This window comes from Glaciihabitans sp. INWT7 (genome assembly GCF_014217685.1).
Lineage (GTDB): Bacteria > Actinomycetota > Actinomycetes > Actinomycetales > Microbacteriaceae > Lacisediminihabitans.
In genome coordinates this window covers 572718-586625 of sequence record NZ_CP043653.1, presented here as the reverse complement: position 1 = coordinate 586625, position 13908 = coordinate 572718, and the positions used below count along the sequence as shown (strand labels likewise).

At 67.4% G+C, this 13908-nt stretch carries 13 protein-coding genes; 4 read left to right on the top strand and 9 right to left on the bottom strand.

All coding sequences use genetic code 11. The annotated features are described in order from the left end of the window. Window positions 1-14: 14 nt before the first annotated feature. The gene (locus F1C58_RS02875; RefSeq protein ID WP_185202522.1) at window positions 15-1775 is read left to right on the top strand and encodes a biotin carboxylase N-terminal domain-containing protein; all 1761 of its coding nucleotides are present in this window, start codon (window positions 15-17) and stop codon (window positions 1773-1775) included. A gap of 267 nt (window positions 1776-2042) precedes the next feature. On the opposite strand, the gene F1C58_RS02870 is transcribed toward F1C58_RS02875, so the two are convergent. Continuing rightward, complete coding sequence (locus tag F1C58_RS02870; protein ID WP_185202521.1) at window positions 2043-2936, bottom strand: DUF559 domain-containing protein; 894 nt, start codon at window positions 2934-2936, stop codon at window positions 2043-2045. A gap of 204 nt (window positions 2937-3140) precedes the next feature. Beyond that, on the bottom strand, window positions 3141-4577 hold the full coding sequence (locus tag F1C58_RS02865; protein ID WP_185202520.1) for an NAD(P)H-quinone dehydrogenase: 1437 nt from the start codon (window positions 4575-4577) through the stop codon (window positions 3141-3143). 96 nt (window positions 4578-4673) lie between these two features. On the opposite strand from F1C58_RS02865, the gene F1C58_RS02860 reads away from it, so the two are divergent. Next, window positions 4674-5495, top strand: coding sequence for a purine-nucleoside phosphorylase (locus F1C58_RS02860; protein WP_185202519.1), 822 nt, complete (start codon window positions 4674-4676; stop codon window positions 5493-5495). Next, window positions 5495-7162 (top strand): phospho-sugar mutase, encoded by a 1668-nt coding sequence (locus F1C58_RS02855; RefSeq protein WP_185202518.1) that lies wholly within the window; start codon window positions 5495-5497, stop codon window positions 7160-7162. Before F1C58_RS02860 ends, F1C58_RS02855 begins: the two co-directional genes overlap by 1 nt. Here F1C58_RS02855 and F1C58_RS02850 read toward each other — a convergent pair. The 5 genes from F1C58_RS02850 to F1C58_RS02830 form a co-directional block, all read right to left on the bottom strand. After that, the gene (locus F1C58_RS02850; RefSeq protein WP_255461227.1) at window positions 7142-7930 is read right to left on the bottom strand and encodes an IclR family transcriptional regulator; all 789 of its coding nucleotides are present in this window, start codon (window positions 7928-7930) and stop codon (window positions 7142-7144) included. The genes F1C58_RS02855 and F1C58_RS02850 overlap by 21 nt on opposite strands. Continuing rightward, complete coding sequence (locus F1C58_RS02845) at window positions 7927-9105, bottom strand: adenosylhomocysteinase (RefSeq protein ID WP_185202517.1); 1179 nt, start codon at window positions 9103-9105, stop codon at window positions 7927-7929. The genes F1C58_RS02850 and F1C58_RS02845 overlap by 4 nt, the downstream gene beginning before the upstream one ends. Window positions 9106-9177: 72 nt before the next feature. After that, window positions 9178-9450 carry a PTS sugar transporter subunit IIB gene (locus F1C58_RS02840; protein ID WP_185202516.1) on the bottom strand — a complete coding sequence of 91 codons (273 nt, stop codon included), beginning with the start codon at window positions 9448-9450 and terminating at the stop codon, window positions 9178-9180. After that, entirely contained in the window at window positions 9447-9893 is a 447-nt protein-coding gene (locus F1C58_RS02835) for a PTS sugar transporter subunit IIA (RefSeq protein WP_185202515.1), read from the bottom strand. Before F1C58_RS02835 ends, F1C58_RS02840 begins: the two co-directional genes overlap by 4 nt. After that, complete coding sequence (locus F1C58_RS02830; RefSeq protein ID WP_185202514.1) at window positions 9893-11008, bottom strand: adenosine deaminase; 1116 nt, start codon at window positions 11006-11008, stop codon at window positions 9893-9895. Before F1C58_RS02830 ends, F1C58_RS02835 begins: the two co-directional genes overlap by 1 nt. 42 nt (window positions 11009-11050) lie before the next feature. On the opposite strand from F1C58_RS02830, the gene F1C58_RS02825 reads away from it, so the two are divergent. Continuing rightward, the gene (locus F1C58_RS02825) at window positions 11051-11998 is read left to right on the top strand and encodes a nucleoside hydrolase (RefSeq protein WP_185202513.1); all 948 of its coding nucleotides are present in this window, start codon (window positions 11051-11053) and stop codon (window positions 11996-11998) included. 295 nt (window positions 11999-12293) lie between these two features. Here F1C58_RS02825 and F1C58_RS02820 read toward each other — a convergent pair whose 3' ends face one another. Together F1C58_RS02820 and F1C58_RS02815 are read right to left on the bottom strand one after the other, a co-directional pair. Further along, window positions 12294-12587 (bottom strand): hypothetical protein, encoded by a 294-nt coding sequence (locus F1C58_RS02820; protein WP_219732022.1) that lies wholly within the window; start codon window positions 12585-12587, stop codon window positions 12294-12296. Further along, window positions 12587-13885 carry a thymidine phosphorylase gene (locus tag F1C58_RS02815; protein ID WP_185202512.1) on the bottom strand — a complete coding sequence of 433 codons (1299 nt, stop codon included), beginning with the start codon at window positions 13883-13885 and terminating at the stop codon, window positions 12587-12589. The genes F1C58_RS02820 and F1C58_RS02815 overlap by 1 nt, the downstream gene beginning before the upstream one ends. Window positions 13886-13908: the final 23 nt, after the last annotated feature.

Genomic DNA, 13908 nt, shown 5'->3' with positions numbered 1-13908 from the left:
TAGGCTAAAGGACTATGCCCCGCATCACGAAGGTCCTAGTCGCCAATCGCGGCGAAATCGCCGTTCGAGTCATCCGGGCCGCGAAGGACTCGGGAATCACCTCCGTGGCCGTCTACGCCGACCAGGATCGGGATGCCCGGCACGTGAAACTCGCCGATGAGGCTTACGCCCTAGACGGGTCCACCAGCGCGGACACCTACCTGCGTATCGACAAGGTGCTGTCGATCGCACGCCGTTCCGGAGCCGACGCTGTGCATCCGGGATACGGATTCCTCGCCGAGAACGCCGAGTTCGCCCGCGCCATCATCGATGCCGGACTCATCTGGATCGGGCCGTCGCCGGATGCGATCGAGAAGCTCGGCGACAAGGTCTCCGCCCGTCACATCGCGGAGAAGGTGGGCGCCCCGCTCGCACCCGGAACCCTCAACCCGGTCTCCGGCGCCCAGGAGGTGCTGGACTTCGTCGACATCCACGGCCTTCCCGTCGCCATCAAGGCGGCCTTCGGCGGAGGGGGCCGCGGGCTCAAGGTCGCGCGCACGCGCGAAGAGATCCCCGAGCTCTTCGAGTCGGCTACCCGCGAGGCGATCGCCGCCTTCGGCCGGGGAGAGTGCTTCGTCGAGAAGTATCTCGACCAGCCGCGACACGTCGAGACGCAGTGTCTCGCCGACGCCTTCGGCAAGGTCGTCGTGATCTCCACCCGCGACTGCTCCCTGCAACGACGTCACCAGAAGCTCGTGGAGGAGGCGCCGGCGCCGTTCCTCACCGACGATCAGAACGCTCTTCTCTACTCCGCCTCCAAGGCGATCCTCCAGGAGGTCGGCTATCTCGGTGCCGGCACCTGCGAGTTCCTCGTCGCCAAGGACGGCACAATCTCGTTCCTCGAGGTCAACACCCGACTGCAGGTCGAGCATCCCGTCTCCGAAGAGGTGACCGGAATCGACCTCGTCCGCGAGCAGTTCCGCCTCGCCGAGGGCGGCGCCCTCGACTACGACGACCCGATTGCCGAGGGGCATTCCTTCGAGTTTCGCATCAATGGCGAGGATCCCGGACGCAACTTCTTCCCCGCTCCCGGCCCCGTGCACGCGTTGCGTTTTCCCGGCGGTCCTGGCGTGCGGGTCGACAGCGGCGTGACCACCGGCGACGTGATCAGCGGCGCGTTCGACTCCCTGCTCGCCAAGCTGATCGTCACCGGCTCTTCCCGCGCGGATGCCCTCGAGCGCTCCCGCCGCGCCCTCGACGAGTTCGAGATCGCCGGACTGCCGACCGTGTTGCCGTTCCATCGCAAGATCGTGCGCGACCCGGCCTTCACGTCGTCCCCCTTCTCCATCTACACCCGCTGGATCGAGACCGACTTCGTCAACGACATCGAGCCGTGGAGCGGATCCCTCCCGGATGCGGCGTCCACAGCCGCACGCCAGACCATCGTCGTCGAGGTTGACGGCAAGCGCATCGAAGTGTCACTCCCGGCTCGCCTTGCCGCGGCATCCGGAGGCGCCTCCGCTACCCTCGGGGCCGCTCCCAAGCGCCGCGGTGGCGCTGGCGCGGTCGTGACGGCCACCGGCGATTCGGTCAAGGCACCGATGCAGGCCACGATCGTGAAACTCGCCGTCGCCGAGGGCGACACCGTGGTGAAGGGCGACCTGATCCTGGTGCTTGAGGCGATGAAGATGGAGCAGCCGATCGCCGCCCACAAAGACGGGGTCATCGCCAACGTGAACGCCGCCGTCGGTGAGACCGTGTCGTCGGGCTACCTGCTGCTCGATATCGTTTCCTGAGCGGCCGGCTGCGCCGCCGTTCTAGCCCGCCTACCGCATCCCCGCCTCCGCATCCCGCATCTCCGCATCTCCGCACCCCCGCATATCCACATCTCCGCATCCCCGCATCCCCGCATCTCCGCATCCCCGCATCATTCAGGAACTCCTGTGATTCCCGAGGAAAGAGTGACGCCCGAGGCATACACGCGACTCTTCAGCCTCACTGGCCCCACATGTTCCTGAATGATGCGAGGCAGCATCGTCGCCCGACGAGCGGGCGGAGGATCGTCAGCGCCCCGCAGCGAGCGCGGCGAGGATCATGCGCTCGCACCACGGCCAGTCGTTCATGATCCGCTGATAGGTGAGTCGGATGACGGTATACCCGCGAGCCACGAGTTCGGCGTCGCGCCGGCGGTCGCGTTCGAACGCGATTCGGTCGCCGTGATATCGCCAGCTGTCGACTTCGATGACGATGCGCGTGCCAATCAGACCGAAGTCCACCCGACCGACCGAGGCAACCTCCACCTGCTGTCGATAGCGGATGCCGAGCCGGTCGAGCCGCTGGCGCACGAGCGACTCACTGCCGGAATCGCTCCCTTGCCGGCAGAGAGAAGCGGTGAGTCGGTCCGATGCCGAAGCAGGTGAGAAGATCTCGAAGATCCGGGCGGGCGAGCAGTTCGCCACCGCGAGCGCGGTGTCGAGGCACGCGACTGCGGTCTCGGTGTCGCACCAGGCCACGGTCTGGCGAAGGCATTGTTCGAAGGACGTCCGCCAGCATTCCGGACCCCGTTCGGGAACGGCCCCTCCGCCAATCCAATGCAGCACGATCGGTCGTCCCGACGAGTCCGGACTGAGCGTCATCCGGTCGCTGAACGAGGGAGCGACATTGGTGCGCAGACGTGCCGAATTGCGGCCGACGCTGATGTGGAGTCGGGGATCGAGGCCCGCCCACAGTCCGTATGTCGCCGCGGCACTCGGCCCGGCGAGCAGGCCACCGACCCGTGCCGCGGCGACACGGTCGATGTGCGCTGTCGGCGAGGCGTAGCGTGCCTGCCGGACGCGCCATATCCCGCCACCTCGCACGGCGCGAGTGAGGTCAGCGCCCGTGAAGCCGATCGCGAGGAGCTGCTGCCTGGTCGCGATGCCGCCGAGGACGTCGATGGCGTGAGCAAGGTCTGTCATCGCGCCAGCGTGGGCTGCCAGCATCCGCTCCGCTCCCCCACCTCAGCACCCGGTGGAGAAGCATCATTCAGGAATTCCTGTGAGGGAAGGGGCTAAGGAGGCGCGAGACCACCCCACCGTGTACTCCCGCCACTCCCGTCACAAACCTTCCTGAATGATGAAGGCCGCATGAACCGCAGTCGGGACGGGTGACGGGCGACGGCGCTAGTTGACGATGTGCATCGCGCGCGCCGCATCCGTGATGCTGTCGGAGAGCGAGGGGTAGACGGCGAAGGCCCGCGCCACCTGGTCGACGGTCAGCCGGTGTTCGACTGCGATCGCGATCGGCAGGATGAGCTCGGATGCCCGGGGCGCGACGATCACGCCGCCGATGACGGTGCCGGAGCCGGTGCGGGCGAACAGTTTGACGAAGCCGTCCCTGATCCCCATCATCTTCGCCCGCGGATTCGAGGCGAGGGGCAGCTTGTAGATCACGCCTTGCGCGATGCCGTCCTCGATCTGCTTCTGCGACCAGCCGACAGTTGCGATCTCCGGCTGCGTGAAGATGTTCGAGGTGACGTTACGGAGTTCCGTCGGGTTCACCGCATCGCCCATGGCGTGGAAGACGGCGGTGCGGCCCTGCATGGACGCGACGGATGCCAGGGGCAGGAAGTCCGAGCAGTCACCGGCCGCGTAGATGGAGGGCATCGAGGTACGCGCCACCCGGTTCACCCGGATGTGCCCGGAGTCGGTGAGCTGAACGCCAGCCTCTTCCAGCCCGATGCCGGCGGTGTTCGGTACCGAGCCGACCGCCATGAGGCAGTGACTGCCTTCCACGGTGCGGCCGTCCGAGAGGGTCGCGACGACGCCATCCGCGGTTCGCACGATGGAATCTGCCCGGGACTTGGAGAGCACGGTCATGCCATTGCGTTTGAAGACGTCCTCGATCACGCGCGCGGCATCGGCATCCTCGCCCGGAAGCACCTGGTCGCGGGACGAGATGAGCGTGACCTTGGAGCCGAGCGCCGTGAACGCCGAAGCGAACTCCGCGCCGGTGACACCGGATCCGACCACGATCAGGTGCTCGGGCGTCTCCTTGAGCGTGTACAGCTGCGTCCACGTGAAGATGCGTTCGCCATCGGGAACGGCGGAAGGAAGGATGCGCGGACTCGCGCCGACCGAGACGACGATCGTGTCGGCATTGATCTCGTCGAAGTCGGTGCTGGTCTTGCCCTTGCCGGTGGACACGATGACGCGATTCGGTCCGTCCAGTCGACCGTCACCCTGGATCACGGTGACGCCGGCCTTGATGAGTTGCGACTTCATGTCTTCGGACTGCTGGCGGGCCAGGCGCAGGAGGCGCTGGTTGACAGCGGCGAGATTGACGGTGACTTCTGGCCGCACGGGTCTGCCGGAATCTCCGCGCACGAAGAACTGCACTCCGAGATCGGCAGCCTCGCCGATCGCGTTCGCCGCCTCGGCGGTCGCGATGAGCGTCTTCGAGGGGACGACATCGGTGAGCACGGCTGATCCGCCGACCCCCACGCGCTCGACGACGGTGACCTCGGCGCCCATCTGGGCTCCGGTGAGCGCAGCTTCGTATCCCCCGGGACCGCCCCCGACCACGGCGATACGTTGCTTGCGCTCGAATTCATAGGACATGCGCCCATTCTCCCGTAGAGAGCGGCGGAGCGGCGAATCAGGGCAGCGAAGGCCGGCATCCGCGCAACCGACGCGGCTCTCCCATAGGCTGGGCGGATGCCGAATCCTCTCGACGACAACGCTGCCGACCCCTTCGAGATCGCTGCTCTCGCAGCGGCCGAGATCGCCGAGCGGACGGGTGTCGACCACCATGACATCGCCCTGACACTCGGAAGCGGCTGGGGCAAGGCGGCCGACCTCATCGGTGTGACCACCACGACCATTCCCGCTGCAGAGATCACCGGGTTCAGCGCTCCCGCGCTCGAGGGCCACGTGGGAACGCTGCGATCCATCCGCCTCGCCGATGGCAGGAACGCCCTCGTGATCGGGGCGCGCACCCACTACTACGAGAACCACGGCGTGCGCCGGGTCGTGCATAGCGTGCGCACAGCGGCAGCCACCGGGGCGAAAATCATGATCCTCACCAACGGTGCCGGCGGCATCCGCGAGACCTGGAAGCCCGGCACCCCGGTACTCATCAGCGACCACATCAACCTCACCGCGGACTCACCGCTCGAGGGTGCGACCTTCATCGATCTCACGGACCTCTACAGCGCCCGCCTGCGTGCGATCGCGAAGTCCGTCGATCCCACCCTCGACGAGGGCGTGTACACCCAGTTCCGCGGACCGCACTACGAGACTCCCGCGGAGGTGCAGATGGCGAAGACCATCGGCGGCCACATCGTGGGGATGTCCACCGCCCTCGAGGCGATCGCGGCCCGGCAGGCCGGCATGGAGATCCTCGGACTGTCATTGATCACCAACCTCGCTGCGGGCATCCAGAAGTCTCCATTGAGCCACGCCGAGGTGCTCGAGGCCGGTCGGGATGCCGAACCGGTGATCTCGGCGCTGTTGGCGCGCATTGTGCAGGAGTTGTAGTGAGCGTCGTCGATGTCGCGCGCGCCTGGCACGACCAGGATCCGGATGACGAGACCCGAACAGAACTCGCCCTGCTCCTGGCAGACGCCGAGTCTGGTTCCGACATCGCGCTCGCGCAACTGCACGACCGCTTCGATACCCGACTCGAGTTCGGCACCGCCGGGCTTCGCGGCCGGATCGAGGCCGGCTCGAACCGGATGAACCGGGTGCTCGTGAGTCAGGCCGCCGCCGGATTCGCGAGCTTCCTGGTCTCCCGCGGGGGCGCACCGAGCGTGGTGATCGGATACGACGGCCGCAAGAACTCGAAGATCTTCGCCACCGATACCGCGGAGTTGATGGCCGGCGCCGGAGTGCGCGCCGTGCTGCTTCCCCGATTGCTTCCCACTCCCGTTCTGGCGTTCGCCGTGCGCGAGCTCGGCGTCAGCGCCGGGGTGATGGTCACGGCGAGCCACAACCCCCCACAGGACAACGGCTACAAGGTCTACCTCGGTGACGCCGACCAGGGCTCCCAGATCGTGCCGCCGCTGGATGGCGAGATCGCGGCGCACATCCTGACCGTCGCCGCCGACCAGAGCGTCTTGCAGCTGCCCCGATCCACGGCCTATGAGACGGCCGACGAGCAGGTGATCGACGCCTACGTGCGCCGCACGGCTGCCATCGCCGGGCGCCCCCCGGCCGCGGTGCGCTACGTCTACACCGCGATGCACGGGGTCGGCTGGGAGACGGCACATCGTGTCTTCCTCGACGCCGGATTCGGCGAACCCACAGTCGTCTCGGCACAGATCGAGCCGGATGCGGCCTTCCCCACGGTCACCTTCCCCAACCCGGAAGAACCCGGGGCGATGGATCTCGCGTTCGATGCGGCCATCACCGCCGACGCCGAACTCGTGATCGCCAACGATCCGGATGCCGACCGCCTCGCCATCGGCATCCCCGACGTTGACGGCGAGTGGCAGCGGCTGAGCGGCAACCAGGTCGGTGCGCTGCTCGGCTGGCGCGCGGCCGAGCGACTTGCCGCGGCGGGCGCCTCTGGCACCCTCGCGGCATCGATCGTCTCCTCCCCGGCCCTCGCCGAGGTGGCGCGCCAGTACGGGCTCGATTACGTCGACACGCTCACCGGATTCAAGTGGGTGTCGCGTGTGCCCGGCCTCTCCTACGGCTACGAAGAGGCCCTCGGCTACCTCGTCGACCCCGAAAAGGTGCGCGACAAGGACGGGATCTCGGCGGCGGTCGAGTTCCTGGGGCTCGTGTCGGACCTCAAGGCCGTCGGCCGCACCGTCACCGATCACCTCACCGACTTCGCCGAGCGCTTCGGCGCTTTCGCCTCGTCGCAGGTGTCGATTCGGATGACTGATCTCGCCGACATCCCGCGCCTGATGTCTGCGTTGCGGCTGTCCCCACCAGAGCGGATCGGCGCCGTGGCCGTTCGACAGGTCGATGACTTCGCGGATGGCTTCGCCGGCCTGCCCGCCAGCGACATCCTGCGCTACCTGCTCGATGATGGATCGCGGGTGATCGTGCGTCCGAGCGGCACCGAGCCGAAGGTGAAGGTCTACATCGACGCCTCGAGCGCCGAGGGCACCGCCGCGCACCGGCAGGCGGTCGCCCAGGGTGCCGTCGACCGGCTCGAATCCGCCATGCGCCAGCTAATGGCCGAGCGCGCCTGAGATCGTCTCGGCTGCCGCCCGTGCCCGGGCCTCGACCTGGTGGGTGCGTGCCGCGCTGAAACTCGTCGAGACATAGGGCACGGTGAGTGCCGCCACCGCCGAGCCTCCCCTCCCGAAGACCGGAAAGACGATGTCGGTGATGCCCGGCTGGAGGCTGTCGTCCGCGCGTTCGAAGCCCCGGAGTCGCACACGATCGACCCGATCCCGAGCGCCGCGGGAAAGACCCGACAACCACGGCTCGGTCACCGACTCCTCGCCGAAGGCCGCGAGCACGGCACCGGTCGCGGTGCCCTCGAGCGGGAACTCCGAACCGACCCGCACGCGGAATCCGAAGTTCGCCGGACTCTCCACCTGGGCGAGCACGAGAACCCGGCCGGCCGAGAGAACTCCGAGGTTGCAGGATTGCCGCACCTCGTCCGCGAAGGCCCGCATCGCCGGAAGCGCGGCAGTCTCGAGACCGCGAAGCGGCTCCTGCCGATGGGCGAGCGTGAACAGCTGCATCGACAAGCGGTAGAGCCCCGAGCGCTCCTCGCGCACGAGGTATCCCCGCCCCTCCAGGGTCTGAAGAACCCGGAAGACCTGGCTGACCGATCGACCGACCGCCTCCGCGATGGCAGCCTGGCTGAGCCCGCCTGATCGTGCCGCCAGGAGTTCGAGGATATCGAGCGCCTTGTCCAGCGCCGGAACCGAGTAGTCGGGGGCCGGGGAGTCGGACCGCTGGGAGCCGGGCATCGGAGCGGCGGAGCCCGGGAGTGCGGTACCACTCATCGGGACGCCGACATCGCCGCGACCATCCGACGTGCGATCAGGCGGTTGAGGTCGTCGGGCACGGGCTGGGCGCCCGAGGGGAGCAGGGCGGCGGATCCGGCGATCCGTTCTAGCGAGAGCGCTTGCAGGAGAAAGCCGAGATCCATCGATTCGAGCGAATTGCCGCGCGGTTCTCGGCCGGCGAGGTTGACCATGCGCCCACCCGCGAGAAGCACCACGTGACGCCCGTCCGCGAATTCCACCCGCTCGATCGCGTCATCCACCGGCACGACCCGACTCGCGGAGGCGGTGAGGGCCGGCACGTCGATCTCCCAGTCGAAGTGCCCGCTGTTGGCGAGCACGGTGCCGGATTCGAGCAGCGCGAACTCGGATGCCCCGATCACCCCCGGCCGCCCGGTGGCCGTGATGACCGTCTGCGCCCATCCCGCGAGCTCGGCGATCGGTGCAACCCGATAGCCGTCGAGCGCCGCCTCGAATGCCTTGAGGTCGTCCACCTCCGCGATCGCGACCCGACCGCCGAGCGCGCGAAGGTACTGGGCGATGCCTCGACCGCACCAGCCGTATCCCACGACGACGTAGCGGCGGCCGGGCACCATGAGCCCGGTGATGCGCATGAGGCTCTCGACGACGGACTGTCCAACCGCATGCCGATTCTCGCCGATCGCCTTGAGAGGGCTGTCGTTGATGACGATGACGGGAAAGGGGATGTGGTCGGCGAGTTCGCCGCGCAGCCGGTCGGCACCCGATGAAGTCTCTTCGGTCGCCCCGATCACGCTTGCGGCGACACCGCGGTGCACCACCCCGGCGATGAGGTCCGCCCCGTTGTCGAGGATCATGTCGGGTTTCGTATCGAGCACGCTCGCGACGTTGGCGCGGTGCTGTTCGATGGTGTCGTCCCGCCGCCCGAACACGACGAGGCCTTGCTCGCGAAGCACGGCGACCATGTCGTCCTGGGTGGATCCGTGATTCCCGGTGGCCACGATCTCCGCCCCGCCCACCGCGAGCACTTCGAGCAACACCGCGGTCTTCGGATCGAGATGGATTGCGACGCCGATCCGGCGCCCGGCGAAGGGCTGGGAGGCGGAGAACTCCTGCCGTGCGGCCGCCAGCAGCGACATTCGCGACCGGATCCATTCCAGCCGCTGATGGCCGCGTTCGACGAGCTCACTGGACATGGTCGTTCCTCACTCGGATGGGATGATGCCATCGAGCTTACGCCTATGAAAGCAGTTTTTATATATGAAACTTCAGCCGAGTGACTCTTCGAGCTTCCGAGCGAGTTCGGCGGTGTCGAAATAGTTCTCGATCACGATGACGTCGGCATTCGTCGGTCCGATCGCATCCACGAATTCGGCAGAGGTGAGGATGACCTGGGCATCCGCCGCATCGGTGCTGAGGCTCGAGAGATGGGCTGCCGTGACATCCGCCTCCAGGCCGAGCCGCGCGAGCACCCGCTCCGCGTTCACCTTGAGGATGCCGGAGCTGCCGATCCCCGCCCCGCAGATAGCAACGATCTTCACGAGCCTGTCCCCATGATCTCGAGCACCTGGGACACCGAAGTCGCCGCCGTGAGCCTGGCGATCGCGCTCGAGTCGTTGAAGACGTTCGCGAGCTCGGCGACGGCCTCGATGTGCGAGTCCGCCGACTTGATCGCGAGGCCGAGCACCACGCTGACCGGGTCGTTGTGCGGATGCCCGAACGACACCGGAGTGGCAAGCGTCACCACCGCGAGACCGTCGGCCAGCACATCCGGTCCCGGTCGCGCGTGAGCGAGTGCAAGCCCTGGAGCAATCACGACGTAGGGTCCGTGCTCGTCGATCATGCGGATCATCTCGTCGGCGTAACCCGGTCTGGTGGCACCGGAAGCCGTGAGGGCGCGGCCGGCCAGCCGCACGGCTTCGCGCCAGTCACCGGCCTCGGCTCCCACGATGATCGCCGATTCGGCGAGAAGGGGAAGTGGCATCAGGCCCGCTCGAAACCGGCGCTGATGCGATCGGCCAGCTCTTCGCGCTCTTCGAACGGGAGGAAGGTCGATCCGGCGGCGTTGAGCTGGAACACCTCGAGGTCGGTCAGGTCGTAGTCGAATGTCTCCGCGAGAAGTGCGAGCTCGCGACTCAGCGAAGTACGGCTCATCAGCCGGTTGTCGGTATTGACCGTCACTCGGAAGCCGAGCTGGTAGAGCAGGTCGAAGGGGTGATCGATGAGTTCGTCGCCCCATTGCGCGATAGCACCCGTCTGAAGGTTCGACGAGGGACTCAACTCGAGCGCGATCTCCCGATCCTTCACCCATTGCGAGAGCCGCCCGAGCTCCACGTAGGTGTTCTCGTCGTCCGAACGGTCCACCGTGATGTCCTCGGCGAGGCGAACGCCGTGCCCGAGGCGCAGCGCGCGGCCGTCAAACAGCGCTCCACGAATGCTCTCGAGGCCGTCGGCCTCCCCCGCATGCACTGTCGTGGGAAAGAAGTGCGACGCGAGATAGTCGAAGGCATGGCGGTGGTTGCCCGCGGGGAATCCGGCCTCTGCGCCGGCGATGTCGAAGCCGACGACCCCGTTGTTGCGGTGGCGCACGGCGAGCTCTGCGATCTCGAGCCCACGATCGGCGTGACGCATAGCGGTGACCAACTGCCCGATCCGGATGCTGCGCCCCGCCTCGGCGACGGCGTTGATGCCCTCCTCGATGCCTTCCTGCACCGCTTCGACGGCCTCATCGAGACTGAGGCCGCGGGCGAGGTGCTGTTCGGGGGCCCAACGGATCTCGCCGTAGATCACGCCGTCGGCATCCAGATCCTCCACGAACTCGCGGGCGACGCGGGTGAGCCCCGCTGCCGTCTGCATGACAGCGGTGGTGATGTCGAAGGTCTTCAGGTAGTCGACGAGGGAGCCGGAATCCGCCTTCTCGGCGAACCAGTCGGCGAGCGCCGCGGCATCCGTCTCGGGGAGCTCCAGGCCGATCTCGGCGGCGAGCTCGACGATGGTCTGCGGACGGAGGCCCCCGTCGAGGTGGTCGTGGAGGGAGACCTTGGGAAGCGCGGTGATGTTCGCGCCGCCGCCGGGCATGAAGAAGTCTGAGGTGGTCATGCCCCAAATCTATCGGGTGCCGCCGGCCGCTAACCTGACGGAATGGCCAAGAAGATCATTCTGGATTGTGACCCGGGGCACGATGACGCGATCGCGCTGATCCTCGCCCACGGCAACCCCGAGATCGAGCTGGTCGCGGTGACGACGGTGCACGGGAACCAGACCATCGAGAAGGTCACGCGCAATGCGCTGGCCATCGCCCGGATCGCCGGAATCACCGGCATTCCGTTCGCCGCCGGCGCCCATCGGCCCCTGGTGCGCACCGCCGAAGTGGCAGAGTCGATCCACGGCTCGTCCGGTCTCGACGGACCCGAACTCCCCGAGCCCCTGTTCGCCGCCGATCCGCGGCACGCCGTCGATCTCATTATCGACACGATCATGGCCGCGCCTGCCCGCACCATCACCCTCGTGCCGACCGGCGCTCTCACCAACATCGCCCTCGCCGTGCGGAAGGAGCCGCGCATCGCGTCCCTCGTGAAGGAGGTGGTGCTGATGGGCGGCGGCTATAACGTCGGCAACTGGAGCGCCGCCGCGGAGTTCAACATCGTGATCGATCCGGAGGCGGCTCACATCGTCTTCAACGAGAGCTGGAAGCTCACGATGGTGGGGCTGGATGTCACGCACCAGGCTCTCGCGACCCCGGAGGTGATCGCGGCCATCGCCGCCGTCGACACCGCGCCGGCGCGCTTCGTCGGCGAACTGCTCGACTTCTTCGGCACCACCTACCGGAACGCGCAGGGCTTTGAGCACCCGCCCGTGCACGATCCCTGCGCTGTCGCCCTCGTCATCGACCCGACCGTGATGACCGTCGTGCGCGTGCCCCTGGACATCGAGCTTGCGGGCACGCTGACCCTGGGAATGACCGTCGCCGACTTCCGCACCGAGGCGCCGGAGGGCTGCACCACCCATGCGGCGACCGCACTGGATGTGCCGCGCTTCTGGGCCATGATCGTGGATGCCCTGGTGCGCATCGGCGACCCGTCCCGATAGCGACCGTTGCCCTCCGGTTCGCATCATTCAGGAACATCCGGGACGGGAGTGAATACCGAGACCGGTGAGGCATCGATCTGACACTCCATTCACTCCAGCCCCACGTGTTCCTGAATGATGAAAGCACGATCGTGCAGTCCCATCGGGAGAGCGCGACCTCATCATTCAGGAGCTTCTGTGGCGGGAGTGGTCAGTGGGAGTGGAAAGTTTCACTCCACCTACTCCAGTCACTCCCGCCCCGCATGTTCCTGAATGATGAACATGGCGTGCGGACGGAAGCTGAGGGGCGGATGCCTCAGTGGCGGGGCCGGCGCACGGCGAGCCAGGCCAGCCCACCGAGGGCCGCACCACCCAGGATGCGGCGGAACGGATTGACCCCTCGAGCCATTTCGTCGACCGCCCAGACGACCAGCGCGAGCACCGCGACGACACCGACTCCGGTGCGCAGCTTGGATGCGGGCAGCATCACGCCCACCAGCGTCGCACCAGAGAAGATCTTCTGCTCGAGGTTGGCGGGCTGGCCGATGGTGATCTTGCCGTTCTCGCGGCTGCGGAACATCCAGTCCAGGCGGTCCTTACGGCGTGACATCAGGCTCCAATTCGTTCGGCGATCAGCGGGCCTCCGTCGAGGATCTCCTCGCCCGCCTCTCCCACACGGTACGCCCCCTCGAGGGCCTCGAGCGCCCGGGCGAATCGCTCAGGCTCGTCGGCGCTGAGGGTGAAGAGCGGCTGCCCGGCCGTGACCCGGTCGCCCGGCTTCGCATGGAGGTCGATGCCCGCGGCGTGCTGCACCGGGTCCTGCTTCCGCGCGCGCCCCGCTCCCAGCCGCCAGGCCGCGATTCCGAAGGGCAGCGCCTGCTGCTCGACGAGCACCCCATCGCGTTCCGCGCTGACCACGTGGGTCTCTCGCGCCACCGGCAGTGCGGCCGAGGGGTCCCCCCCCTGTGCGCGGATCATCCGGTTCCAGCTGTCCATGGCGCGTCCGTCGGAGAGCGCCGCTTCCACGTCGGCGTCCGGCTGCCCGGCGTGCCTGAGCATCTCCCGGGCGAGGGCGACGGTGAGCGCGACGATGTCCGAAGGGCCACCGCCGGCGAGCACCTCCACCGATTCACGCACCTCGTTGGCATTGCCGATGGCCAGACCGAGCGGCACGTTCATGTTCGTGAGGAGAGCGGATGTCGCGACCCCGGCATCCTCGCCGAGCGCCACCATCGTCTGGGCGAGTTCGCGAGACTGGGCGATGTCCTTCAGGAAGGCCCCGGAGCCGAACTTCACGTCGAGCACGAGCGCGGAGGTTCCTTCGGCGATCTTCTTCGACATGATCGATGACGCGATCAGGGGGATCGACTCGACGGTCCCGGTGATGTCGCGCAGGGCGTAGAGCTTGCCGTCGGCGGGAGCGAGGCCGGATCCGGCCGCGCAGACCACCGCACCGACGTCATCCAGGATCTCGCGCATCCGTTGCCCGGAGATATTCGCCTGCCAGCCGGGGATCGACTCGAGCTTGTCGAGCGTGCCACCGGTGTGTCCCAGACCGCGTCCGGAGAGCTGGGGAACGGCCACTCCGAAGCTCGCCACGAGCGGGGCGAGCGGAAGGGTGATCTTGTCACCGACGCCTCCGGTGGAGTGCTTGTCGGTCGTCTTTTTCGACAGGCCGGAGAAGTCCATAGTCTCGCCGGAGGCGATCATGGCGAGCGTGAGATCACGGATCTCCCGCCGCTCCATACCGTTGAGGAAGATCGCCATCGCCATGGCGGCCATCTGCTCGTCGGCGACGTAGCCCCGGGTATAGGCGTCCACCAGCCAGCGGATCTGCTCCGTCGAGAGCACCCCGCGGTCGCGTTTGGCGTGGATGAGGTCGACGACGTCGAAGGCTTCGATGGCCATGATGGAGAGTCCGATCGTTGGGG